The organism is Agathobaculum massiliense (assembly GCF_900291975.1).
GTDB classification, from domain to species: Bacteria; Bacillota; Clostridia; order Oscillospirales; family Butyricicoccaceae; genus Agathobaculum; species Agathobaculum ammoniilyticum.
Genome location: NZ_OMPN01000001.1, coordinates 129,773 through 152,780, shown reverse-complemented (window position 1 = coordinate 152,780; position 23,008 = coordinate 129,773). Strand labels below are relative to the sequence as shown.

Below are 23,008 nucleotides of genomic sequence, written 5' to 3'. Positions count from 1 at the left end.
TTAATCGATCTCCCATACAGTGATACGGCCGTAGTCGTCCACAATTTCCAGTTCTACCGTCAGCGTCTCCAACGGTTCCCTGACCGTCCAGTCCGGCTTCGCATACAGGTAGATTTCATGTAGCATATGGAGCGCTAACTCCTCCTCCGTTGCGTTAACCATTACGCCCATGCGTTCGAGTTCCTCATCCCCTTTGCGCAGAACGAGCGCCGCGCTCTGAGGTGCAACACGCATGGACGGAGCAAGGGAATACACTTGAATTTCCAAATACCCCGACACATGTGTCCCGCCCCAATCGGATGCAATACCTCCGGTTTGCCATCTCGAACTGAATTGCAGCGTATATGCGTCCTCCACGCCTGTCAAATGATCCACCAAAATATTACGGACCATGCCGCTTTCTTCATCTGTTAGCACCAGATAAACCGAAAACGCATCCCGCATGGGGATTTCCGTATCGCCGGAATAAGCGTTGTCCTGGCCCAACAGCGCACTGCAGGTCCAGCTTGATGAACCGCTTTGGATGGAGAACTTCGCGGTTTCATTTTCCGGATGCAGTTCTTTCGGCCGGGCATAAATTGACACATGCAGCATCTCCGCTGTCTGTGCGTTCGGGTCATACTGCAAATCATAGGATACATCGAAATCTGCCAGCGCGCTTTCCTCCTGCGCGCCGGACTGCGGGATATAAACGGTATCCGTCCGTTCCGGTATGGCATTGACCTGCGCCTGCAGCGCCTCCACGCGCTCCTGCAGGCGTCCAATCCATATGAGGGACACAAGATTGCACAAAGCCCCTGCCAGAGCAAGCAGCACAGCCGCGATGGCAAACCACCTGATTTTCCCTGTCAGCACCGGCCGCTTCAGAGGGACGCCTGGGGATGCTGCGTTTTCCGGTTCTGCGGATTCACTTTCCGGCAGTCTGCTGTCCGGACGCAGAATCGCATCGACCGGCACGCCAAATATCCGCCCCAGCTCCACCAGATTATCCATACCCGGCACTGCCTGATCCGCTTCCCATTTGGATACCGCCTGGCGCGATATCCCCAGTTGGTCCGCCAGCGCCTCCTGGCTCATGCCTGCCTTCCGGCGCAGGGCTGCTATTTTTTCACCCGTAGTCATTTGATCACCGCCTTTTCTTTATTTCAGGCTACCGCTTTTCCTCTGAAAATGCCACCAACCGGTCGTTTCTTTTTGTCAACCAACGGTTGACATGCGCGAAAGGGACAAATAAAGCCCCGAAAGACGTCTCTTCCGGAGCTTTTTTCAGCCTTATGTAAACCGGTTTATTCTATGCCCTCATTTTCCCCTTCGGAGCGGTTGTTGAAAGCATATTCCGCGCACTTTTCTTTCGCTTCTTCCTCTGTCGCGTAAGGACAGGCACGGACGCGGCCCTCTGTTTCGGAAAACGCTACACAAAGCTTTTCCGTCCCCGTTGCAAAGCGGCGGCGGAACAGGCACCAAAGCTTCTTCATTTGTAATTCTCCCTTTCTTGTCGTCAAACTCTGGTTTAATTATAGCGTGCGTCCAACCGATTGTCAACGAGATTGACAAATAAATATCAATAGCGGTTATTCGCCAAAAAATTCCTCATGAATGGCTTTGACTGCCTTTTCGCTGTCTTCTTCGTTAATCAGGACGGATATCTTGATCTCCGAAGTGGAGATCATACGGATATTGATTCCAGCCATGGCCAGCGCTTCAAACATTTTGGAGGCCACGCCTGCGGAAGACGCCATGCCTGCGCCAACAATGGAAACCTTCGCCACTTTGGTGCTGATCGACACGTCCTCATATCCCAGCATTTCGGCATTGTCCCGCAGGATTTTTCCCACACGGTCCGCATCATCCTGCCGTATGGTAAACGAAATGGATTTTTTATTATCGCGACCGACGGACTGCAGGATAATATCGATATTTACATTATGCTTAGCCATCAGCGAAAACACCTTGAACGCGGTGCCGGGTGTATCGGAAACATTGATAATCGCAACACGGGCGCAGTTATTGTCACGGGCAACCCCCGAAACGTTCATTTTTTCCATGTGAGAACCCTCCTTGACTTTTGTACCCGGATTGCGGGTAAAACTCGAAATGACCTCCAGGTCGACGTTATACTTCTTTGCCATCTCAACGCTTCGGTTGTGCAGGACCTGCGCGCCGAGCGAGGCCAGCTCCAGCATCTCATCATAGGTGATCGCTTCCAGCTTGCGCGCGCCGGGTACGATACGCGGATCGGTCGTGTACACACCGTCCACATCCGTATAAATCTGGCACAGGTCTGCGCCCAGCGTCGCTGCGATCGCAACCGCAGTCGTATCCGATCCGCCGCGGCCGAGCGTTGTCAGGTCGCCCATTTTGTTCAAGCCCTGGAAGCCTGCAACGATGCAAATTTTCCCGTTATCCAATTCCGCCTTCAGCCGGTCGCCCGAAATGCGCTTGATGCGCGCGTCTGAATAATTGCTGTTGGTTTCCAGCCCGATCTGCCAGCCGGTCAGCGAAACCACGGAAAAACCGAGCTTCTGAATCGCCATCGCGAGCAGGGACATGGAAATCATTTCCCCTGTGTTGAGCAGCACATCCATCTCCCGTTTGGAGGGATGGTCGTTCAACTCCGCCGCCTTTGCGATCAGGTCATCCGTTGTGTCGCCCTGCGCGGATACGACGACAACAACCTGGTTGCCCGCCTGTGCCGTTTTCGTCACAATGTCCGCCACGTTTTTCAGACGTTCGGTATTTGCTACCGAGGTTCCGCCAAATTTCTGCACAATAAGACTCATACTTGTTACGTTTCCTCCTTATATCGCCTACCGTCAAAAACGGTCCTGCTTCAAATACGCTTGACTGTCGCGCCGACCTCGTCACAGCGAAGCTGCATCGCATGCCAATGTGGATATTTTTCCGCACACAAGGCCTGCGCGCGCGCGGCGTAGTCACGGTCCCCCTTATAGACCATTGCGATAATAGACGGGCCGGCACCCGAGATAAATGCGCCTAACGCCCCCAGTTCCTTTGCCTCCTGTATGATGTCCTCCCCGTTTTCGATCAGGCCGAACCGGTACGGCTGGTGCAGGCAGTCCCCTGTCGCAACATCCAGATTATCCAGCTTTCCGGTCGTCAGCGAGCCTGCAAGAAGGGCGGCACGCGCTAAATTATAGACCGCGTCATGATGCGCGATCGTCTTGGGCAGCGCGGCGCGCGCTTTTTCCGTTGACAGCTTAAAGTCAGGGATAAACACAATAAAGTCAATGGCGCTGTGTACCGGCACACGCACATGGTGTACATGCCCGTTTTCCAGCAGCGCGACGCAGAAGCCGCCGAGAATCGCCGGTGTGGAATTATCCGGATGCCCTTCGATCGTTGCGGCCAGATCGATCACAGCCTGCCGGTCAAGCGGCTCGCCCAGCATCTCATTCGCTCCCATAATCCCCGCCACTGTGCAGGCAGAGGAAGAACCGAGCCCTCTTGTCTGCGGGATCGCACAGTCTTCGACGATGCGCAGCCCGTTCAGGCTGTAGCCACATTCATCATACACCTTTTTCGCGCATTGGTAAATCAAATTCCGCGAATCCTTAGGAATTAACTGACCGTTTTTATCCGAAATATCAATGTGGTCGCATTCTTCCATCTCGATAATATTATAAAGCTCAAGCGCAATGCCGATGCTGTCATAGCCCGACCCCATATTCGCGCTTGTCGCGGGTACCGTTACCCTTACCATGTGTTTCCCCCCTTAGAGCATGCGCATCGCTGCGCAGACCTTGCCGCAGGCGTTGAGCTGCTGGATTTTTTTCTGCATATCGGCGGTCGCCAGCTTGCTGGTTTTCACAACAACCACGCCGTCAACCGGTTCTGTCACGCTTTCGACCGGCAAAACCGCCTCCATATCTTTCTGGCTGCCCTTGAACCGGACATACCATGCGCTTTGCAGCGTATCCAACGGCCGAAGCAAACAGCGCGAGCCATCCCCCCACATAATACGGCGGCGATGGTCACGGTGTTCCATGCAGTCCATCATATCCGCCACGACTGCGGAGGCTGTCGCCAGCTTGCCGGCTCCTTTTCCGTAGAACATAACCTCCCCCGTGGCGTTGCCGTTAATCATGATTGCGTTGAACACATCCTCCACCGCAGCCAGCGGACTTTCTTTGTGGATCAGGTGCGGCGCAACATACGCATACGCGGTTCCATCCTCGCAGCGTACGGAACGGCCCAGCAGCTTGATCACACAGCCCAGCTTATCCGCGTTAGCCACATCCTCAAGCGTTATTTTCGTGATGCCCTCGCAGGAAACCGCATCCGGATCAAATTTATCCCCAAAAGCCAGGTCGGAAAGAATGCAGATCTTGCGGCAGGCGTCATGCCCTTCAATATCCGCTGTGGGGTCCTTTTCCGCGTAGCCGTTGAGCTGCGCCTGCTTCAACGCGTCCTCAAAAGTGACGCCGTTATGGATCATCTGGGTCAAGATATAATTTGTCGTTCCGTTGAGAATACCACAGATCTCGTCGAACTCATTTGCCGCGAGACACTGCAGCATGGGGCGGATGATTGGGATACCGCCGCCGACCGATGCCTCGAACATATAATTTACACCGTGCGCCTGCGCAATCCGGAGCAATTCCTCCCCTCGGGTCGCGACCAACTCCTTGTTGGAGGTGCAAACGCTCTTGCCGGCCTGCAGACAACGCTTGGTGAACTCATACGCTGCGCCGACGCCACCCATGACCTCAGCTACGACCGAAATCTCCGGATCGTTTTCTATAACAGAAAAATCCGTTACAAATTTATTCCCATACGGCAATGCGGAAAAATCGCGCAGGTCGAGTACATATTTCACCTCAACCGGCACCCCCAGCACGCGGGTGATTTTTTCCGCGTTCATTTCAAATACCTCATATACGCCAGAGCCAACCGTGCCATGGCCCATGATAGCTGCTTTCACCATACGTCATTCTCTTCCTTTCGGCTGTTCTCTTATTCGGATGCTAAAATTTCCACCTTATTTACGCCCTCCAGCGCTTCTGCCCGATGCACCAGTTCTTCGACGGAATATTTCATTTCACCGGTGCGCGCGGCTATCGTGACCGAGGCCTGCCCCCGCATGGGGATGGATTGGTTCACCGTCAGCAGGTTGGCGCCGGACCGCGCCATAAGCCCCAGGATACTCGACAGCATCCCAGGCTGATCATGCAACATGAAATGGAATGTTACGATCCGGTCGGTCGTCGCCTCAAAAAATGGCCGGACGCCATCCTTATATTTGTAATAGGCGCTACGGGACAGTCCTGCTATTTTCGCCGCCTCGCTTGCGGTAGCCGCTTTTCCGGAGGCAATCGCTTCGTTTGCTTCGATCACGCGCTGAAACACCTCGGGCAGTAATGTCCGCTCGACCAGATAATATTTTGGCTTAATCATGCGTTGTCCTCCCTAAAAAGACAGATGTCTTTTTCACGCTTTCCTATCATACCATATGAACCCCTGCAAAGCAAGGGAATATGTGATAAAATTCTTGTTTTTCACAAAATCCTTTTGTATGATTCGACAAAGCTGTATCCGATTTATTGGCAAATCCAATATGGCTTAATTTCCTAAACTATGATATACTAAAAAAACATGTGAAATTAGAGACGGAGAATCGTACTATGAAACAAAAAAACGAAAATGGAACCTTTACCTCGAAAGTAGGCTTTGTTCTTGCCGCAGTCGGCTCCGCAGTCGGCATGGGAAACATCTGGATGTTTCCATACCGCACAGGGCAGTACGGCGGCGCGGCGTTCCTGATTCCTTACCTGCTGTTTGTCGCTCTGTTTGGATACGTCGGCCTGTCGGGCGAATTTGCGTTCGGCCGTCTGACCGGCACCGGACCGATCGGCTCATATGAGTACGCGATGAAAAGCCGCGGCAAAAAAGGCGGCGCTTTTCTCGGTGCGATCCCGTTGTTCGGGTCGCTCGGCATTGCGATCGGCTACGCCATTATTGTCGGTTGGGTGGTCCGCAGCGCGTTTGGCGCACTGACCGGCACCTTGATGCGCACGGAGCCGGAAGTATTCTTTTCCCAAATGAGCAGCGCGCATTTGTCCAGCGTCCCCTGGCACACGATCGTTGTACTGATGACGGTCGCCATACTGATTTACGGTGTGTCGGGCGGCATCGAAAAAATCAATAAACTTATGATGCCCGCATTTTTTATCCTGTTTTTGATTATCGCGGTGCGTGTCGCTTTCCTGCCCGGCGCGTTGGATGGTTACCGGTATCTGTTTGTCCCCCAATGGGAGTTCCTTTTGAATCCCAAAACTTGGGTCATGGCGATGGGGCAGGCATTCTTTTCCCTTTCCGTCACGGGCTCCGGTATGATCATCTACGGCAGCTATCTGAGCAAAAAAGAGGATATCGTCCACTCCTCCACAATGACCGCGTTGCTCGATACCTGCGCAGCTATGCTCGCCGGCTTTGCCGTTATCCCATCGGTCTTTGCATTTGGGCTTGATCCTGCATCCGGTCCCAAACTGTTGTTTATCACTCTGCCCCGCGTCTTTCAGCAAATGCCGATGGGGCGGCTGTTTGCTTTCCTGTTTTTCCTTTCCGTCCTTTTTGCCGGCATCACGTCGCTTGCCAACATGCTCGAGGCGGTTTCCGAAGCGGCGCAGACCCGTCTCAAGCTCAAGAGGAAAACCGCTGTTGTGCTTTCCGGCGTTGCAACGCTTGCTGTCGGCCTTCTGATCGAGCAGGAGGCGCTTATGGGCAGATGGATGGATATTATTACGATCTATGTGGTCCCGATCGGCGCGATTCTCGGCGCGGTCATGATTTATTGGGTGCTGGGCGTCAAGGAAATCAAAAAAGAGCTTATGCTTGGTCGGGAAAAAACGCTCAGCCGTGTATTTGATCCTCTCGCAAAATATGTTTATGTTTTCCTGGCAGCGCTCGTCGTCGTATTCAGCTTCCTGATCCCCGGTGGCATTGGCTGACGTTTATTGCGGGGACCATATTGGACAATAAAAGAGCTTCCCCTTAAGGGGAAGCTCTTTTATTCTTCCAGGAAGAAAATACTTTCTACCGGCTGCTCCAATAAGCGGGCAACCTTCATCGCCAATTCCAGGGTCGGGTCATATTTGTTATTTTCCATTGCAACTACGGTCTGGCGCGAAACACCGAGCAGCTTTGCCATATCCTCCTGCCGCAGGCCGTGAGCTTTCCGCAGCGCTTTGATGCCGTTCTTCATATATTTTCACTTATATCATCATAATCCCAATAGCAAGCATCGCTCCCAGCGTACCGACTGCAAGGCTGAATACCAGCACAATCATCAGAGTCTTCCACAGCGGATAGGGCTTATATTCCTCGTCTCCCTCCGTATACCGATGCCGCAGCGCAAGTGTGGCGATCGATTGTGTCAGCACGCCCAGAAGCAGAACGCCGTTGGAAAGCGGTATGCTTTCATTTTTAACAAATACGCTGTAAAATGTACATCCCAGCAAACCAAACAGCATAACCGTGTATGCAATAGAGATTGCTTTGTATTGGATCAGCCGCTCCATCTCGTCCGCTCGCTGCATCCCGGGCTGCAAACCAAGCTTATTGGCCAATGCGGTGAAACGCAGCGGCCGCCTCCTCCCAATCCATATAAACAGCGCAAGAAAGCCAACCAGAAACACTATTGGCAGCGCCATCAAAATATAGCTCTTTGCACCCATATCAAGCTCTCCCTCCCCTTTGCATAGTGTCAAACTTATTTTACATTTTCAGCATACCTCACACTTTTAAAAATGTCAAGAGTTTTTGACTTTTCTCCACAAAAGAAATCCCACGGGTTCCCGTGGGATTTCTTTTTATTCTGTTTCCTGGCCGTCGTCTTTTTTCTGTGCCTGTTCATCCAGCTCCTTTTGAAGCTCAGGCATCAAATCCTCGCCGAGTACCTTGTCCGGAACGATCTCATTGTTATAGACCTTAAGGAAGGTTTCCCCGTCCATTGTTTCATTACGGATCAAATACTCCGCGACACGGGACATCTCCTCCATATGCTCGGTCAGGAGCTTCTCACAGGCGTGGTGCGCCTCCTCGATAATACGGTGGATCTCATCGTCGATCTCCGCTGCCTTGACCTCGGAGTAGCCCTTCCCTGCCGCAAAATCACGGCCCAGGAATATTTCGCCGTTGTCCGCGCCGTAATCAATCGGCCCGATCCTCTCGCTCATACCATAACTGGTCACCATCGCCCGCGCCATCTGCGTCGCCTGCTTTATATCGCCGTAGGCGCCGGTGGAGATATCCGGCATCGTAAGCTGTTCCGCGACACGGCCGCCCAAGCAAACGATGATATACTCCTCCATATACTTTCGGGTGCGGTACGCCTGATCCTCTTCCGGTAGCGGCATGGTAAAGCCGCCTGCACCGGAGGAACGCGGAATGATCGTTACATGATGCACCGGATCCTGCGTCGGCAGGACATGGAAACAAATGGCATGACCTGCTTCGTGATATGCTGTCAGGCGCTTATCCTGCTCGGTAATGATATGGCTCTTTTTTTCCACACCCATCACGACTTTGAGCAGGGACTCCTCGATCTCATCTTGGGAAATCAGCTTTTTATTGCGGCGCGCTGCCAGCAGTGCTGCCTCGTTGAGCAGATTCTCCAGATCCGCGCCGGTAAATCCGGCCGTGGTTTTAGCGATATCCGAGAACTTGACATCCGGATCGAACTGCTTGTTGCGGGCATGCACTTTCAGGATTGCCTCGCGCCCCTTAACGTCAGGTGCGCCAACATAGACCTGGCGGTCAAAACGGCCCGGGCGGAGCAATGCGTTATCGAGGATATCCTTACGGTTGGTTGCCGCAATCACGATAACGCCCTCATTGGCGCCGAAACCGTCCATCTCTACAAGCAGTTGATTCAGCGTCTGCTCGCGCTCATCATGCCCGCCGCCGAGTCCCGCGCCGCGCTGGCGGCCTACCGCGTCGATCTCGTCGATGAACACAATCGCCGGTGCGTTCTTTTTTGCCTGCTCGAACAGATCGCGTACGCGCGAAGCGCCAACGCCGACATACAGCTCGACAAAATCCGAGCCGGAAATCGATAGGAACGGCACGCCGGCCTCGCCCGCAACCGCACGCGCGATCAATGTTTTACCAGTACCCGGAGGGCCTACCAGGAGTACGCCCTTGGGAATGCGCGCGCCGATCTGCACAAATTTCTGCGGGTTTTTCAGAAACTCCACGATCTCCTGTAACTCGGCCTTTTCCTCATCCGCACCGGCCACATCATTGAAAGTGACTTTCCTTTTATCGTCCTGCGCCAGCTTTGCACGTGCTTTGCCGAACTGCATCGGACCCGCGCCGCCGCCGGACTGCTTGTTCATCATAAAATACCAGAACGCGCCCAGCAGAACAATCAGGATGAGGTATGGCACCAAATTCGCCCACCACGGTATTTCCGTAGTGATATAATTTACCTCTGTCAGCGTGCCGTTCTGCTCCTGCTCCTGGATCGTTTCACCCAGTTCTTCGTAAAATACGCTGAAGTAATTCCCCAAGTCATAGCTGACAACGCGTCCGTCGTCCTTCAGATGCATGGTCAGCGTCCCGCCATCCACCTTGAACTGATCAACTTTCTCCTCCTGGAAGTATTTGTATACATCCAGATAGGTGATCGGCTCGGTGCGCGACGTCTGGCTCACAACATAGCTGACACCGGCCAGCAAAAACACCAGTATCAGAAGATAAAGGCCAAAGCCTTTCATTTTTCCTTTCAAATCGGTATGACACCTCTTCCTCGTTCGTGTATTTACTCGCCGCCGTAAACAGACGGTTTGAGAATGCCGATATACGGCAAATTACGGTATTTTTCAGCATAATCTAGGCCATAGCCGACCACAAATTCATCCGGTATTTCAAAGCCGAGATAATCGATCGGCACATGTACCTTATGCCGCGCAGGCTTGGACAGCAGCGTACACAGCCGAATCGAATTTGCTCCGCGCGCCATCAGCACCTGCATCAAATAATTCAACGTGACGCCTGAATCGAGGATATCCTCTACAATCAACAGGTCGCGCCCGTCGATCGGCTGCTCGATATCCTTGATGATCTGCACCTCGCCAGAGGTTTTGGTCCCCTTTCCATAACTGGATACCACCATGAAATCAATATTGCACGGCGTTTGGATCCTGCGGGTCAGATCTGCCATAAAAACATAGGATCCCTTGAGTACGCTGACGATCAGGGGATTCCTATCCCGATAATCCTCCGTAATACGCGCGCCCAGCTCCGCCACTTTTTCCGCGAGTTGCTGTTCCGTGAAGTAAACTTCCTTGATGTCGTCTCGCATGTCAAATGCCATTTGTCAGTTACCCCTCTATCGTTATTTCTATCAGCGCGCCCCCTTTGGGAGCACGCGAAATATCCATCCCCAAATTCTGCACCGCGATCACGCCGTTTTTATCCGCCAGAACCGCTAACTCATCTCTTTGTAAGCGCGGGATTTTCCGGTCGATCATCAGCTTTTTCAGCGTGCGGCTGCCGCCCTTTTTCGATAGGCGCAGCCTGTCTCCCGGCATGCGGGCGCGGACACAGAACGTATCAAAACATATTGTACCACAATCCACGAGAAAAGTATTGAATGATTTGTAAAAAGATTGCTTTTTTTCTAAACGACGAACCGACAAATGCAGCGTGCCGCCCCAAACCGGCCTGTCAAACGGAACGGTAAGCAAAACCGGTTCCCGCCGAAGCGCTGGTGCGGCTGCGGCTGTTATATATACTGTATCATATTCCCGCCGCGCCGTAAACCCATGCGGCAGACTGAGCGCTGCGGATGGATCGTCTGTTTCCAGAAGGCGTTCCAGCGCTTGAATATGCGTTGCGGCGATATCCCGCATCGTCACGCCCGAATGCTTCACAAGCATTTTTACCGCCCGCGAACGCAGCGCCGGATGCGCCGACCGGAGCGTATCAACCTGCCATTTGCCGGAAGCGCGCCGCGCCGCGCAAAGAAGACGTTCGGCTTCCCCGTCCAGATACGCGTTGTCCTGCCGCAGAAGCCCGCTCAGACGCGTTACTGCATCCGGCAGCGCCGGATTGATCTCACGAAGCACCGGTATTACCGCATGCCGGATGCGGTTACGCGTATATCGGTCATCCGCATTTGTGCTGTCGGTCACATAGTCCTGCCCTAACTGCCGCAAAAAGGCTTCCACATCCGCTCTTGTTGTTTCAATCAGCGGTCGCACAAGCTGGCCGCGTACCGGCGGTATCCCCGTCAGCCCCTCCGGTCCGGTACCCCGTGCCAAATGAAACAGCACGGTTTCCGCTGAGTCGTCCGCCGTATGGGCGGTCGCGATCCTATCCGCTCCCGCAGCGGCGAAAAGCCGCTCATACCGGATATGACGCGCCGCTGTTTCAATGCTTTCCCCGCGCTGGACGGACTCCGCGCGGATATCCGCGCGCGAAACGGTCAGCGGCACCTGCAGGCGCGCACACAGCGACCGGCAGAACGCTTCATCCCGTTCCGCTTCCGCTCCGCGCAGGCAATGATTCAGATGGAACGCCCGCACAGGGTATCCCAGAAGCAGCAGCGCCCGCAGAAGGGCTGTGGAATCCGCCCCGCCGGAAAGCGCCACCAGGACAGCTTCGCCGGGTGTCAGCATCTGGTGCGCCTCGATCGTGTGTTTTACGATTTCCAGCATGGCCTACTCCCCGTGGATTCTGTCTGGATTGGAAAACGTTGTATATTGACCGACCCATTGCAGCTCCACCGTGTTGGTGGCGCCGTGTCGGTTTTTGGCAATAATAATTTCCGCTATGTTCTTCTGCTCCGATTCGTCATCATAATAATCGTCACGATAAATAAACATGACGATATCCGCGTCCTGCTCGATCGCACCGGATTCGCGCAGATCGGACAGCATCGGCCGCTTATCCGCGCGCTGTTCGGACGCGCGTGACAACTGGGACAGACAGACGACCGGCACATTGAGCTCTTTCGCCATGATTTTGAGGGAACGCGAGATCTCTGCGACCTCCTGCACGCGGTTATCCGAATGCCGGCCGCCTGCGTGCATCAGTTGCAGGTAGTCGATCACGATAAGGCCCAACTCGTCCCCCAGCCGCCGGCATTTCGCCTTGATTTCAGCCGCAGTAATCGCCGGATTATCGTCCACATAGATATTCAGGCCAGCCAGCACGCCGGACGCGCGGGCGATCTTGACCCAATCGTCCCCATCCAGGTTACCAGTCTTGAGCTTTTGCGACTCGATCAACGCTTCGCTGGACAAAAAGCGGCTCGCAAGCTGTTCCTTGCCCATTTCCAACTGGAACACACACACGCCCGTCCCTTTTTTATAGCCCTTCGGCTTGCCCTTTACACTCGCCTTTGCCGCGTTGAGCGCAATGTTGAGCGCAAACGCGGTCTTACCCATGCCGGGACGCGCCGCAATCAGTATCAGGTCGGATTTGTTCAGGCCTGTCAACGCCGTGTCCAGCGCGTGAAATCCGGTTGACATGCCTGGGATATCGCTGTCCGACCTGGCACGCTCATCGAGTTCCGTATACAGGTCCGCGATGACCTCGCTCAGCTTGGACAGGCCTTTGATCTCCCGTCCCTGACGGATGCTATAGATGCGCTGCTCCGCCAACTCCGCGATGCTGGACGCTTCTCCATGCGCTTCCAGCGCATGCTGCTGAATTTCGGCGCACGCGTCGGCAAGCTGCCGCAGCAGGCTCTTGTCGCGCACAATGCGGACATATTCCGAAACGTTGCGCGTTCCGGGCGTTACCTCCATCAACTGAAAGAGATATGCCCTGCCCCCTGCCTCATCGTAATAGCCGAGACGGGTCAGCATATCCAGCACGGTGACCGGATCGATCTTCTGCGCGCCGTTGAACATGGAATAGATGGTTTCAAAAATGCGTTTGTTCTCATCCGCATAGAAATCATCCGCGCGCACCTGCTCGATCACTTCCGGTATGCAGTTTGGATCGACAAGCATGGCGCCCAGCAAAGACTGCTCCGCAGTCAGGTCCTGCGGCACCTGCCGCATAAGAAGCTCATCCAAAGCTGCACACCGCCTTTCCAATAAAAATATACCGCTTCGCCAGGGCGGTTGCTTTCCGCCCTATTTGTCCCTTACCTGACTATGCTTCTACGACCTGCACCAGAATCTCTCCCGCGATATCCTGATACAGCTTGGCCTTCACCCGATGGACGCCAAAGGTCTTGATCGGCTCCTCCAGCACGATTTTCTGCTTCGGCACATTTAGGCCGTACTGCTTTTTCAACTCCTCCGCGATTTCTTTCGAGGTCACCGCGCCGAACAGGCGTCCGCCTGCCCCGCCTTTCGCCGGCACCTTGACCGGACTGACCTTCAGCTTTTCCGCCGCTTCCCGTGCGGCCTGCTGTTCCAGCGCCACCTTGCGGGCATGCGCCTCGTCCTGTGCTTTCTTCACGTTCAGATTATCCGCGGTGGCCGGCTCAGCCAGACCGCGCGGCAGCAGGAAATTGCGGCCATAGCCCTCGCTGACCTCGATCAGGTCGCCTTTCTTTCCTTTTCCTTTTACGTCTGCTGTAAGAATTACTTTCATGATATCTTTCTCCTTTCAACGGGATACACTTACATTATCTGTCTACTGCGCTTCACTTTCCTGATCGGCAAAGTAGCCGTGAATCGCCTCGGTAATCATACGGTCCGCCTCCTCCGGCGTCGTATTCTTCAGCTGCGCCCCCGCGGCGGAATGGTTGCCGCCGCCTCCAAGACGCTCCATCAGCAATTGTACATTGACCTGTCCGGAGGCACGGGCGGAAACCGCCATATCCACCCCGCTGCGGAACGCGACAACGCTGGCCCTTGTCCCAATGATCGACAAAAGCTCGTCCGCCGCCTGTGCAGCCGCAATGCGGTCGATCTCCTGATCTGTGAGAGCGAAAATCACGCCTTGCCCACAATTGCGCGCGGAAGAGATGATTTTTTGCCGCTCCATATACTGATCAAAGCTTGACTGGAACAGGCGCTTGACATCGCTCACCTCCGCGCCCGCACGGCGCAGATAGGCTGCGGCCTCGAACGTGCGCACGCCGGTGCGAGTCGAATAACCCTTGGTATCCAGATAGATGCCCGCGAGCATCGCCTCCGCCTCGCCGGTGAGGATATCGTTGTTCGGCACCAGATATTGCAGCAGCTCGCTGACCAGCTCGGATGCGGAGGAAGCGTATGGCTCATGCAACGAAACGACCGCGTTCTCTATATAATCCGCAGCGCGGCGGTGATGGTCAATGACCGCCACTTTATTGATCGACTGAAGCAGCGCTTCGCTTTCTACATAGCCGGGACGGTTCACATCCACCACGATCAGAAGCGTATTAAAATCGCACATAATCATGGCGTCTTCTGCGCTGATAAAAACGTCCTTGTATTCGGGCAGGGACTCGAGTCGTTCGATCAGATCCGACGCCATGGTGTGCTGCTGGTCCACAACGATATGCACGGGCTTGCCCTTGACGCGCGCCGCGCATACCATGCCCGCCGCCGCTCCGATCGCATCCATATCGCTGTTCTTATGGCCCATGACCAGCACTTGCGAGGAGTCTCGGATGAGCTGACTCAGTGCGTTTGCCACAACGCGGCTTTTGACCTTGGTGCGCTTTTCCACTTCCTCGCTCAGGCCGCCGTAAAACTCAAAGGTGTACCGGTTTTTAATGACCGCCTGGTCACCGCCGCGTGACAGCGCCATGTCGATTGCCAGCCCAGCGTACTGATAGCTTTCCGCAAGCGTTTCCCCGTCCCTGCCGATACCGATCGACAGTGTAGCGAGGACGCCCTCGTGGTTGCGGATATCGCGCACCTCCTGCAGCACGGCGAATTTCCGCGCCGCAAGCTTGTCAAGCTCAGCGTTTTCGATGATAAAAATGTATTTATCGCGGTCGTATTTCCGCAGGACCGCGCTGCTGTCGCGCGTCCATTCGGACAGGCGGCGGTCAATATCAGCAAGGATCGCGGATTTTTCTGAGTCCGTCGCGTTCTTCATCAATTCTTCGTAGTTGTCGATCGCGATGATGGCAAGCGCCGGATGGCGCGTTTCCGCCGCGTCCCGCAGCCGGACGTATTCCGTACAGTCAATGAAATAGAGCATCATCATCTGTCCGGCGCCGCTTGGAATCATACTGCCGAATACATGGTATGCCCGACGCCCCATACGAAGCTCTCCCGGGAATTCTTCCTTCCCCTCGATCAGCCACCGTGTTTCAAACGTTGGCGCGAGTTCGGTCATTCGCATATGGCGGGCGCCGCTAAACTGGCCGCTGATTTCCGCAAACGCTTCGTTTGCCCAAACGATCTCGCCGGTCGTTGCCAGCGCAACAACCGTCGGCAGCGGAGAGTGGGTTACCGCGGGCTTTATTTCACCACCGCTGACCTCAATATTCTCCATCAGGTCCTGCACCTGACGTTTTCGCTCGGATTCCTGGCGCAGCGAAGCAAGCCGGAGTATGCCGCAGACCGCTATGCCCGCGGCGCCATACCACAACGAAAAATATAATCCGCCCGCCGCAAACAGCAAAAACAGCAGGTAAAACCATGTTTGCCCAGGCTGCAGCGCTTTTTGAAATTTCTTTTTCAATTTCCGTCCCCCTTTCGGACGCAAATACGCATATTAATTATATCATCGCACGGCCGTAATGTAAACAAAAATCGTCTATGCCGATTGTGTTTTGCGGAAAAACGTGGTAAAGTAATCCCATACCCGAAAAGGAGGAAACCTTTATGCAATTTACGTTTGCACACAATAATTTCAATGTGCGTGATCTGGACCGGTCGCTCGCATTCTACCAAGAGGCGCTCGGCCTGTCCGAAGTCCGCCGCATCAGCCCTGACGATGGGAGCTTTATCATCGTCTATCTGAGCGATGGCAAAAGCGCCCACCAACTGGAGCTGACCTGGCTGCGGGATTGGGACCATGCCTATAACCTTGGCGATAACGAATTCCATCTTGCGTTTCAGGTGGACGACTTTGCAGCCGCTCATCACAAGCATGAGCAGATGGGCTGTATCTGCTTTGAAAACCCCGCGATGGGCATATACTTTATTTCCGATCCGGATGGATACTGGCTCGAGGTCATCCCCTCCCGTTGATTTACCGATCCGCAGGCTGTCAGCACAGATTCTGGCAGCCTTTTTTGTCCCCATTCGCAATTTTACGGATATTTTCCATCCATATCCATCAAAATATGATATACTGATACCGTATACGGAAAGGAGCTGGCTGTTTTTGAACCCTTATCTTGACCTGTTTCTCACCTTTGCCCGCATCGGTGTATGCACGTTTGGCGGTGGCTATGCCATGTTGCCCCTGCTCCAGAGGGAGATCGTTGAAAACCGCGGCTGGACTACTGAGGACGAGCTGATGGATTATTATGCCATCGGCCAATGCACGCCCGGTGTAATCGCAGTCAATACCTCCACCTTTGTCGGCTATAAGACCCACGGAGTGCCTGGCGCGGTCTGCGCTACGGCCGGCATGGTCGCGCCGTCTCTGATAATCATTGTTATCATCGCTGCCTGTATCCAGCAGTTTGCGCATCTTGCCGTGGTGCAGCACGCTTTTTCCGGCATCCGCATCGCGGTCTGCGCGCTTGTGTTGCAGTCGGTTTTGAAAATGGCGAGGAAAGGTGTTGTTGACCTGCCTACCACCTTGATACTGCTTATTACATTTGCCGCCGTTGCATTTTTTGAGGTTTCTCCCGTAGTGATGGTGCTTCTGGCTGGCGCGGCAGGCATTGCGATCGGTTTCTTCCGGAGGCGGCGCACATGATCTATTTACAGCTAATCTGGGAATTTTTCAAAACCGGCCTTTTTTCGGTCGGCGGCGGTCTGGCGACGCTGCCCTTTCTCAAGGCCATTTCGCTCAAATACCCCTGGTTTACACCAAACGACCTGTTGGACATGATCGCGGTTTCCGAATCGACGCCTGGGCCGATCGGCATCAATACCGCGACCTACGCCGGTTTCCATGCCGCGGGGCTAGGGGGCTCTGTCATCGCAACCTGCTCGCTCGTTTTCCCTTCCGTGGTCATCATCATCCTGATCTCGCGCGCCCTGACCAGGTTTCGCGATTCCGCGCTTGTCAGGGATGCCTTTTACGGCCTGCGCCCTGCCTCCGCCGGATTGATTTTCGGCGCTATGCTGGAGGTATTTGCCGCCTCGCTTTTTCATACCGAGCTTTGGAAGGGCGTCGGCAGCCTGCTTGCGTTATTAAATTTCCCTGCGATCGCCTTTTTCCTGGCGCTATCGCTGTGTATTTGGAAATTCCCCAGGCTCCATCCCATTCTATTCATTTTTGCAGGGGCCATCGGAGGCATCCTCTTTCAGTTTTAATAAAAAACGGCGGAAACCCTATCGTTTCCGCCGTTTTTTATTCGACCATCATCAAACCCGAAAGATAATCTTCCACAACATCTCGAAAATGTTCCGGTGCCACGCCATTATCTTGCAACAACGAAACCAGCCGCATGGTTTCTTCGAGCGTCAGCGCAACATCATCAATTTGGTCCACGCGCTTCCGCTCCGTTATGGCGGCTATACCATACTGCGTCCGTTCAGCACGGGCTTGTTCAGTAACAATATAGCGAACCACAGCTATCGCCCCCTTTGTTTGCAATTCATAACCCTCATTTTACGCCCCTGCACAGGTGCCGTCTGTCGAAAGCAGGCGAACGATAGCAAAAAAAGTTGCCGCAGATGGGTTGACATCTGCGGCAAATCGGCTATTTCAACAAATATTCTTCGATAAGTTGGCAAGCATCACTAATGCACCCTGGGCAGGACCGCCTTACCGTTCCATCCGGCACGCCTTTTAGCGTTCTGCAAAGGTAGGTGCCGTTCTTCTCCTCAAACGCGGCCGCTAGAGCTTTTGTCAACTTATAGGTCTGCGCCTTTGTTTCCCCCTGGTGGCTGCAGCCCTTGCTCTGCTTGCAGCCCGCCAGCATGAACGCGCCGGTCAGCGCGCCGCAAACCTCCATAAGCCCCATGCCCAGGCCAAAGCCCTCGGCCATTTTAAACGCCGTGTTTTCATCCAACCCAAACCGGTCGCAATAAGCACACACAACCGCCTGCGCGCAGTTATAGCCGCTGTCATGCAAACGTTGCGCCCGCTCTTCTCTTTCCGTCACGTTCAATCTCTCCTGTCCGTTAATATTCAACCTTCTCGAAATAGCGCATGATCGCATGGAACTGCGCCAGCGCTTCCGCCTGCCAATCCTCCTCGCTATCGATAAACTTTTGATCCTCCTCGTTATCGATAAAGCAAAATTCACTGGTCAGGGCAGGAATACCCAGCGCGGATGCCACGCGATTCGTATAATAATAATCTCCGTTGCTTCCTTCTCGGAATACGACCTGCCGGATCGGGACGCCCAGCTTCTCATACTCCTCCAGCAGCGCCTCCGCCAGAATCCTGGTCGGCCCTCCGTCCTTATCCACGATTTGCGCCAGCGCTTCCGCACCGCGTGCCGTCGTATTGGCCGCATTATGATGGACACTGAAAAACAGATCAACCGTGTCCACATATTCTTCCATGATCTGACCGCGCAGGGAGAGCGAGCTCCCCTCCTCCAGTGTATCGCGTACCATGATCACCCGAACGCCCGCTTCCTCCAGATATTCTTCCAGATATTGCGAAACATACAAGTTGATATGCTTTTCATCCAGAGAACCGTCCTCGTTATGTGCGCCAACATCGCTGCCGCCATGGCCGGGGTCAACGATCACGGTCATTTTTCCATCAATATTCAAGGTACGTTCCGGCCGCACCGGCTTGATAACCGGCTCCGGCTCTCCCTCGGACGTATCATAGTCCTTCACCCGTACAAGATAGTCCGCACTGCAATAGCGGTCGCTCCCGTCGTCTCCAACCATGATATGCGCCCAATTATCCGTTATCGAATCCACGACGATTTCTGTACCGTTTGTGAGCTTGCCGACCGCCGCATAAGTAAGCCCGGGACCCGTCCGTACCGAAAGGTAGTCGCTGACCTTAACCTGATAGACCCCTGTCACGAAAGGCTCTTCCGGTTCCGCAGGTTCCTGCGGCCCTTCCGGATCAGGCTCCGGCTGCATTTCCGGATCGGGCGCAGACGGCGTTTTGATCTGCACCGTCTGCGTCGCGCTTTCAAATGCCGCAGTAAACCCCATTGCAGTCGATACGTCCGCTATCTTATAATAGTTGTTCCCATTGATATTATAGCCCTTGATGGATACGCCGCTGCCATCCAGCAGCAGCTTGGCGGTCGATTCCTGTACACGGAGCGTAGAGGAGGATGCAACGCTCATCTCCCCGCCCACCGCGGTGTAGACCGCGCCGGATATCAGGTCGATCGCGTTTTTCTCCCCATTCCACTGCACATCAAACGACGCCGTGGTGCCGCTGAGCAGAAACGCAATATCCCGTAGCTTAAAATAGTTGTATCCGTCAATATTATAGGCCTGCGGGCTGACGGCCTGCCCATTGACCGTGACCTTGTGCGTCGATGGAACCGTCTTGAGCGCCGCGCGTGCGGACAGCATTTGCGGGGCCGCGTTTTGCGAAACAGCGCGGCCCTCTTCTGCCGCCGGCACGCCGGCTTCCAGAACGATTTGCTGTTCGGTTTCCTCTTTTGTTATTTCACCCGCTGCGGCTGTGCCAGTTAAAATATACAGCGATGCGCACAGCAGGGCAATCATTCGTTTCAAACGCATGATAGACCTCCGGGTTGAACAAGCTGGTTTTCTCATAATACGGAACGTATTTTATCACGAAAAAGCCCGAATTTCAATGCTTTGAAGGGTAGAGCGGCGCATTTGTAATATTACAAATGCGCCGCTCTATATTACAGTTTTGCGTTAAAGCATCGCCGCGCCAATCAGCCCCGCGTCATTTCCCAGCGCGGCCGCAATGATCCTTGCATTGCATGACGCGCCCTGGAAGGTTTCCGCTTCTGTTAAGCGGCGCAGCGGCTCGATCAGTTTCTCCCCATAGCCCGCAAGGCCACCCCCGATGACAATGCACTCCGGCTGAAAAATATTGACCAGGTTCGCCAGCCCACAGGAGAGGTTGACGCAGTATTCCTCAAACAGCTCCCGCGCCAGGGTGTCACCCGCGTCTACGGCATCACATATCATTTTGGCGTTCAGCGCCCCCCGATTTTCTTCCAGAACGCTCTTTCTTCCTGCCTCCAAGGCACGCTCCGCAAAGCGGACAAAAGCCGAAGCGGAGGTATAGGCCTCCAGGCAGCCCTTTCGTCCACAGTTGCACGACTCGCCGCCCTGTCGTATCACGATGTGTCCCAATTCTCCCGCGATGCCGTTGCAGCCGGTATAAAGTTTTCCGTCTACCACAATCCCGCCTCCGACGCCGGTTCCCAGGGTAATCATCAGCATATTTCTGGTATCTTTTGCCGCGCCCGCAATCGCTTCTCCCAGCGCTGCGCAATTTGCGTCGTTATCCAGTTGGACCGCGCACTGGAATTCCGGCTCGAACGCTTGCGCGAAGCACACGTCGCTCATATCCAAATTGGTTCCGAACCGCAGCGTGCAGGTTTCCTTGTCGAACGAGCCAGGTACGCCGATACCTATACTCTGTACCTGCTCCGGCGTTATTGCCTCTTTTTCGCAAAGCGCGAGCGCGAGCGCTTTCATATCCGCCCGCAGCCCATCCGCGTCTCCCAAACGGGTGGGCGCGTTCATTTTATGCAGCAGCGTGCCATCCTCCCGACAAAGCGCCGCTTTTACCGTTGTTCCACCTAAATCAATACCGATCCGCATCATGTTTCCTCCTTTTCATCCGAACAGCGTCAAACCGCGTCCACGAAAATATTCATCCAGACGCTCCCCGCTACTGTTGACCACCAACTCCTCCGGAAACCCGATCTCTTCCAGCATCTCCAATGCGTTGTCTACACAGCCGACTGTATATTCAATATGCGAATCACTGTCCACAACGATCGGCACCTGATATTTTTTGCACAGGCGCGCGATTTCCGTGCAGTTCTCCCTGCTTCCTTTCCGGATGGCAAAGGAATTGCTGTTGATCTCCACCAACTTGCCGTACTGGTTGCACTGTGAAATAATATGCTCCATATCAAAATCAAATTTGGGGTTACCCGGATGCCCAAACGCCTGCACCCGTTTATCATGCAGCACTGCTTCGAGCGCCTCTGTATGCGCCGCCCGCGTGGAGGGGGCAAAGCAGCAGTCATGGAAAGAGGCCAGCGCAAACTCCACAGGCTCCAGGCTTTTTTCACTCATCCGGTCCAGCGCCCCGCCGGGACAGATATTGAATTCTATTCCCCGAATCACGGCCACGCCGTCTATCTCTCGCGGAATAATATTCAGGTTGGAAAAATGCCACTCATGCGGGCCGTCTGTCATATCCGGACCGTGGTCAGTAATGCCAATCGCGATCAGTCCCTTTGCTTTTGCGCCGCGAACCATCTCATATACCGTGGAGTACGCGTGTGTGCTGGCGATCGTGTGGGTATGCAGGTCTGCTACGATGTGCATAGAAAACAATTGCTCCTTTTTGTGGTGAAATCCATTTCGCGTAAAGTGTCTATCCAAACAGAAAACAGGCGTTTGACGCCTGTTTTCAAAAACGTCCGGCGCGCAGGCAAGTCATAGCGCTGCGAGGTGGCCGGCCGTACCTCTGCGCATCAGTTTCCGTACTGCTTGAGCATGCGCTCCTGCAGCTCGCGTGCCGCGTTAAAGCCCATCTTCTTTTGGCGGTCGTTCATGGCGGCGACTTCAATAATGACCGCAAGATTGCGGCCGGGCTTGACCGGAATCGTCAGCGACGGAACCGCGATATCCAGAATGCTGGTCGTCTGTCCATCCAGGCCTAGGCGGTCGTACTGCTTTCCATCCTCCCACGGCTCCAGGTTGATAACCAACTCGACCTTTTCAGTCATCTTGATCGCGCCGATGCCAAAGATCCGGCGCACATCGACAATGCCGATGCCGCGCAGCTCGATAAAATGCCGGATGACCTCGGGCGCCGTGCCGACCAGCGTCTTGTCCGACACGCGCTTGATCTCAACCGCGTCGTCCGCGATTAGCCGGTGGCCGCGCTTGACCAGCTCGATTGCAGTCTCGGATTTACCGACGCCGGAATCGCCCAGCAACAGGACGCCCTCACCGTAAATTTCGATAAGGACGCCGTGCAGCGTCACCCGCGGCGCGAGGTTGACCTTAAGGGAAGCGATCACCGCGCTCATGATCGTTGAGGTAAATTCGTTGGTGCGCAGGATCGGCACCTTATACATTTCCGCCGCCGCCCGGCACTCGGGGAACACATCGATATTCCGCGAGACAATCAATACCGGAATGCCGGTGGAAAACAGCCGCTCAAAGCATGCCAGCCGCGCTTCCGGCGTCATCTGCTCTACATAGCTTGATTCCACCTTGCCCACAATCTGAATACGATTGGGATCGAAATAATCAAAAAAACCGGCGAGCTGCAGTCCCGGGCGGTTGACATCATCTTTTGTGATCTCGATTTTCTCAAAGCCCTCCGGTCCGTAGACGACCTCAAAATCAAACTCCTGTATCAGATCGCCTAAGCTGACGCCAAATTCTTTTAACTGCATAAAAATACTCCCCTCCGCAGCGGCAGGTATGTCGATGCTTGTATTATACCCTGATTTTCCACCTTTTTCAACGTTTTCCCGCTCTTCTGCGGCAAAACTTGAAAAATAGGACTTTTTATGAAAAAACCGCTTGCATTTTTACAGGCATTATGGTATTATAATATCCGTTACGCAATGCACAAGAGAAGGAGGTGCAGGAAAATGGCAAAGTGCGATATTTGCGGCAAGGGCGTGACCTTTGGTATTCAGGTCTCTCACTCTCATCGTCGTTCCAACAGAACTTGGAAACCGAATGTTCGTCGTGTGAAGGCTCTGGTCGATGGTACTCCCCGCCATATCAACGTATGTACTCGGTGCCTCCGCTCCGGCAAGGTAACCCGCGCGATCTGAGTTTCCCGCGCGATA

Annotated in this window: 25 protein-coding genes; 5 read left to right on the top strand and 20 right to left on the bottom strand. The window is 54.3% G+C overall.

What is annotated here, in order from left to right:
• The 6 genes from DBQ51_RS00735 to DBQ51_RS00710 form a co-directional block, all read right to left on the bottom strand.
• The gene (locus DBQ51_RS00735; RefSeq protein WP_054325917.1) at positions 1-1,122 is read right to left on the bottom strand and encodes a helix-turn-helix domain-containing protein; all 1,122 of its coding nucleotides are present in this window, start codon (positions 1,120-1,122) and stop codon (positions 1-3) included.
• Between the two features lie 164 nt (positions 1,123-1,286).
• Entirely contained in the window at positions 1,287-1,475 is a 189-nt protein-coding gene (locus DBQ51_RS00730; RefSeq protein WP_107630470.1) for a hypothetical protein, read from the bottom strand.
• 96 nt (positions 1,476-1,571) lie between these two features.
• Positions 1,572-2,780 (bottom strand): aspartate kinase, encoded by a 1,209-nt coding sequence (locus DBQ51_RS00725; protein WP_054325916.1) that lies wholly within the window; start codon positions 2,778-2,780, stop codon positions 1,572-1,574.
• Between the two features lie 50 nt (positions 2,781-2,830).
• Positions 2,831-3,721 carry a homoserine kinase gene (thrB, locus tag DBQ51_RS00720; RefSeq protein ID WP_107630469.1) on the bottom strand — a complete coding sequence of 297 codons (891 nt, stop codon included), beginning with the start codon at positions 3,719-3,721 and terminating at the stop codon, positions 2,831-2,833.
• Positions 3,722-3,733: 12 nt separating this feature from the next.
• Complete coding sequence (locus DBQ51_RS00715) at positions 3,734-4,945, bottom strand: homoserine dehydrogenase (protein WP_107630468.1); 1,212 nt, start codon at positions 4,943-4,945, stop codon at positions 3,734-3,736.
• Between the two features lie 29 nt (positions 4,946-4,974).
• On the bottom strand, positions 4,975-5,415 hold the full coding sequence (locus DBQ51_RS00710) for an ACT domain-containing protein (RefSeq protein ID WP_107630467.1): 441 nt from the start codon (positions 5,413-5,415) through the stop codon (positions 4,975-4,977).
• Between the two features lie 227 nt (positions 5,416-5,642).
• On the opposite strand from DBQ51_RS00710, the gene DBQ51_RS00705 reads away from it, so the two are divergent.
• Positions 5,643-6,968, top strand: a complete 1,326-nt coding sequence (locus DBQ51_RS00705; RefSeq protein WP_107630466.1) for a sodium-dependent transporter — start codon at positions 5,643-5,645, stop codon at positions 6,966-6,968.
• Between the two features lie 59 nt (positions 6,969-7,027).
• Here the strand turns inward: DBQ51_RS00705 and DBQ51_RS00700 are convergent, their stop codons facing one another.
• The 8 genes from DBQ51_RS00700 to DBQ51_RS00665 all read right to left on the bottom strand — a co-directional run bounded on the left by DBQ51_RS00700 (position 7,028) and on the right by DBQ51_RS00665 (position 15,606).
• Positions 7,028-7,222 carry a helix-turn-helix transcriptional regulator gene (locus DBQ51_RS00700; RefSeq protein ID WP_054325913.1) on the bottom strand — a complete coding sequence of 65 codons (195 nt, stop codon included), beginning with the start codon at positions 7,220-7,222 and terminating at the stop codon, positions 7,028-7,030.
• A 10-nt stretch (positions 7,223-7,232) separates the two neighbouring features.
• Positions 7,233-7,694 carry a hypothetical protein gene (locus tag DBQ51_RS00695; protein WP_107630465.1) on the bottom strand — a complete coding sequence of 154 codons (462 nt, stop codon included), beginning with the start codon at positions 7,692-7,694 and terminating at the stop codon, positions 7,233-7,235.
• Positions 7,695-7,829: 135 nt separating this feature from the next.
• Positions 7,830-9,737, bottom strand: a complete 1,908-nt coding sequence (gene ftsH / locus DBQ51_RS00690) for an ATP-dependent zinc metalloprotease FtsH (RefSeq protein WP_054325911.1) — start codon at positions 9,735-9,737, stop codon at positions 7,830-7,832.
• Positions 9,738-9,781: 44 nt separating this feature from the next.
• The gene (hpt, locus tag DBQ51_RS00685) at positions 9,782-10,336 is read right to left on the bottom strand and encodes a hypoxanthine phosphoribosyltransferase (RefSeq protein ID WP_242977792.1); all 555 of its coding nucleotides are present in this window, start codon (positions 10,334-10,336) and stop codon (positions 9,782-9,784) included.
• Between the two features lie 7 nt (positions 10,337-10,343).
• Complete coding sequence (tilS, locus tag DBQ51_RS00680) at positions 10,344-11,681, bottom strand: tRNA lysidine(34) synthetase TilS (protein WP_107630464.1); 1,338 nt, start codon at positions 11,679-11,681, stop codon at positions 10,344-10,346.
• A 3-nt stretch (positions 11,682-11,684) separates the two neighbouring features.
• Entirely contained in the window at positions 11,685-13,049 is a 1,365-nt protein-coding gene (gene dnaB, locus DBQ51_RS00675; RefSeq protein WP_407923204.1) for a replicative DNA helicase, read from the bottom strand.
• A 79-nt stretch (positions 13,050-13,128) separates the two neighbouring features.
• Positions 13,129-13,575 carry a 50S ribosomal protein L9 gene (rplI, locus tag DBQ51_RS00670; protein ID WP_054326073.1) on the bottom strand — a complete coding sequence of 149 codons (447 nt, stop codon included), beginning with the start codon at positions 13,573-13,575 and terminating at the stop codon, positions 13,129-13,131.
• Positions 13,576-13,617: 42 nt separating this feature from the next.
• Positions 13,618-15,606 (bottom strand): DHH family phosphoesterase, encoded by a 1,989-nt coding sequence (locus tag DBQ51_RS00665; RefSeq protein WP_107630462.1) that lies wholly within the window; start codon positions 15,604-15,606, stop codon positions 13,618-13,620.
• Between the two features lie 143 nt (positions 15,607-15,749).
• Between DBQ51_RS00665 and DBQ51_RS00660 the strand changes: the two genes are divergently transcribed.
• The 3 genes from DBQ51_RS00660 (at position 15,750) to DBQ51_RS00650 (ending at position 17,360) form a co-directional block, all read left to right on the top strand.
• A complete protein-coding gene (locus DBQ51_RS00660) occupies positions 15,750-16,118 on the top strand; it encodes a VOC family protein (RefSeq protein WP_054325906.1) in 369 nt (122 codons plus the stop codon).
• Between the two features lie 136 nt (positions 16,119-16,254).
• Complete coding sequence (locus DBQ51_RS00655; protein WP_107630461.1) at positions 16,255-16,797, top strand: chromate transporter; 543 nt, start codon at positions 16,255-16,257, stop codon at positions 16,795-16,797.
• The gene (locus DBQ51_RS00650) at positions 16,794-17,360 is read left to right on the top strand and encodes a chromate transporter (protein WP_107630460.1); all 567 of its coding nucleotides are present in this window, start codon (positions 16,794-16,796) and stop codon (positions 17,358-17,360) included. The genes DBQ51_RS00655 and DBQ51_RS00650 overlap by 4 nt, the downstream gene beginning before the upstream one ends.
• Positions 17,361-17,397: 37 nt before the next feature.
• On the opposite strand, the gene DBQ51_RS00645 is transcribed toward DBQ51_RS00650, so the two are convergent.
• From DBQ51_RS00645 to hprK, 6 genes are all read right to left on the bottom strand, one after another.
• The gene (locus DBQ51_RS00645) at positions 17,398-17,619 is read right to left on the bottom strand and encodes a DUF6514 family protein (RefSeq protein WP_147573672.1); all 222 of its coding nucleotides are present in this window, start codon (positions 17,617-17,619) and stop codon (positions 17,398-17,400) included.
• 130 nt (positions 17,620-17,749) lie between these two features.
• Complete coding sequence (locus DBQ51_RS00640) at positions 17,750-18,154, bottom strand: C-GCAxxG-C-C family protein (RefSeq protein ID WP_242977791.1); 405 nt, start codon at positions 18,152-18,154, stop codon at positions 17,750-17,752.
• 19 nt (positions 18,155-18,173) lie between these two features.
• Entirely contained in the window at positions 18,174-19,718 is a 1,545-nt protein-coding gene (locus DBQ51_RS00635) for an N-acetylmuramoyl-L-alanine amidase (RefSeq protein WP_159068015.1), read from the bottom strand.
• 144 nt (positions 19,719-19,862) lie between these two features.
• On the bottom strand, positions 19,863-20,786 hold the full coding sequence (locus tag DBQ51_RS00630; RefSeq protein WP_054325901.1) for an ROK family protein: 924 nt from the start codon (positions 20,784-20,786) through the stop codon (positions 19,863-19,865).
• Positions 20,787-20,798: 12 nt separating this feature from the next.
• On the bottom strand, positions 20,799-21,521 hold the full coding sequence (locus DBQ51_RS00625) for a phosphatase (RefSeq protein ID WP_054325900.1): 723 nt from the start codon (positions 21,519-21,521) through the stop codon (positions 20,799-20,801).
• Positions 21,522-21,670: 149 nt separating this feature from the next.
• Complete coding sequence (hprK, locus tag DBQ51_RS00620) at positions 21,671-22,603, bottom strand: HPr(Ser) kinase/phosphatase (protein ID WP_107630457.1); 933 nt, start codon at positions 22,601-22,603, stop codon at positions 21,671-21,673.
• Positions 22,604-22,804: 201 nt separating this feature from the next.
• Between hprK and rpmB the strand changes: the two genes are divergently transcribed.
• Positions 22,805-22,993 carry a 50S ribosomal protein L28 gene (gene rpmB, locus DBQ51_RS00615; protein ID WP_078096872.1) on the top strand — a complete coding sequence of 63 codons (189 nt, stop codon included), beginning with the start codon at positions 22,805-22,807 and terminating at the stop codon, positions 22,991-22,993.
• The last annotated feature ends 15 nt before the right edge of the window (positions 22,994-23,008 follow it).

Bases quoted from the DNA above. Each gene is read 5' to 3' on its own strand.
- DBQ51_RS00625 (WP_054325900.1), bottom strand. From the start codon at position 21,521: ATGCACATCGTAGCAGACCTGCATACCCACACGATCGCCAGCACACAC.
- DBQ51_RS00715 (WP_107630468.1), bottom strand. From the start codon at position 4,945: ATGGTGAAAGCAGCTATCATGGGCCATGGCACGGTTGGCTCTGGCGTA.
- rpmB (WP_078096872.1), top strand. From the start codon at position 22,805: ATGGCAAAGTGCGATATTTGCGGCAAGGGCGTGACCTTTGGTATTCAG.
- rplI (WP_054326073.1), bottom strand. From the start codon at position 13,575: ATGAAAGTAATTCTTACAGCAGACGTAAAAGGAAAAGGAAAGAAAGGC.
- DBQ51_RS00705 (WP_107630466.1), top strand. From the start codon at position 5,643: ATGAAACAAAAAAACGAAAATGGAACCTTTACCTCGAAAGTAGGCTTT.
- DBQ51_RS00735 (WP_054325917.1), bottom strand. From the start codon at position 1,122: ATGACTACGGGTGAAAAAATAGCAGCCCTGCGCCGGAAGGCAGGCATG.
- DBQ51_RS00710 (WP_107630467.1), bottom strand. From the start codon at position 5,415: ATGATTAAGCCAAAATATTATCTGGTCGAGCGGACATTACTGCCCGAG.
- DBQ51_RS00660 (WP_054325906.1), top strand. From the start codon at position 15,750: ATGCAATTTACGTTTGCACACAATAATTTCAATGTGCGTGATCTGGAC.
- DBQ51_RS00695 (WP_107630465.1), bottom strand. From the start codon at position 7,694: ATGGGTGCAAAGAGCTATATTTTGATGGCGCTGCCAATAGTGTTTCTG.
- thrB (WP_107630469.1), bottom strand. From the start codon at position 3,721: ATGGTAAGGGTAACGGTACCCGCGACAAGCGCGAATATGGGGTCGGGC.
- DBQ51_RS00650 (WP_107630460.1), top strand. From the start codon at position 16,794: ATGATCTATTTACAGCTAATCTGGGAATTTTTCAAAACCGGCCTTTTT.
- DBQ51_RS00700 (WP_054325913.1), bottom strand. From the start codon at position 7,222: ATGAAGAACGGCATCAAAGCGCTGCGGAAAGCTCACGGCCTGCGGCAG.
- hpt (WP_242977792.1), bottom strand. From the start codon at position 10,336: ATGGCATTTGACATGCGAGACGACATCAAGGAAGTTTACTTCACGGAA.
- DBQ51_RS00630 (WP_054325901.1), bottom strand. From the start codon at position 20,786: ATGATGCGGATCGGTATTGATTTAGGTGGAACAACGGTAAAAGCGGCG.
- DBQ51_RS00635 (WP_159068015.1), bottom strand. From the start codon at position 19,718: ATGCGTTTGAAACGAATGATTGCCCTGCTGTGCGCATCGCTGTATATT.
- DBQ51_RS00730 (WP_107630470.1), bottom strand. From the start codon at position 1,475: ATGAAGAAGCTTTGGTGCCTGTTCCGCCGCCGCTTTGCAACGGGGACG.
- tilS (WP_107630464.1), bottom strand. From the start codon at position 11,681: ATGCTGGAAATCGTAAAACACACGATCGAGGCGCACCAGATGCTGACA.
- DBQ51_RS00725 (WP_054325916.1), bottom strand. From the start codon at position 2,780: ATGAGTCTTATTGTGCAGAAATTTGGCGGAACCTCGGTAGCAAATACC.
- hprK (WP_107630457.1), bottom strand. From the start codon at position 22,603: ATGCAGTTAAAAGAATTTGGCGTCAGCTTAGGCGATCTGATACAGGAG.
- ftsH (WP_054325911.1), bottom strand. From the start codon at position 9,737: ATGAAAGGCTTTGGCCTTTATCTTCTGATACTGGTGTTTTTGCTGGCC.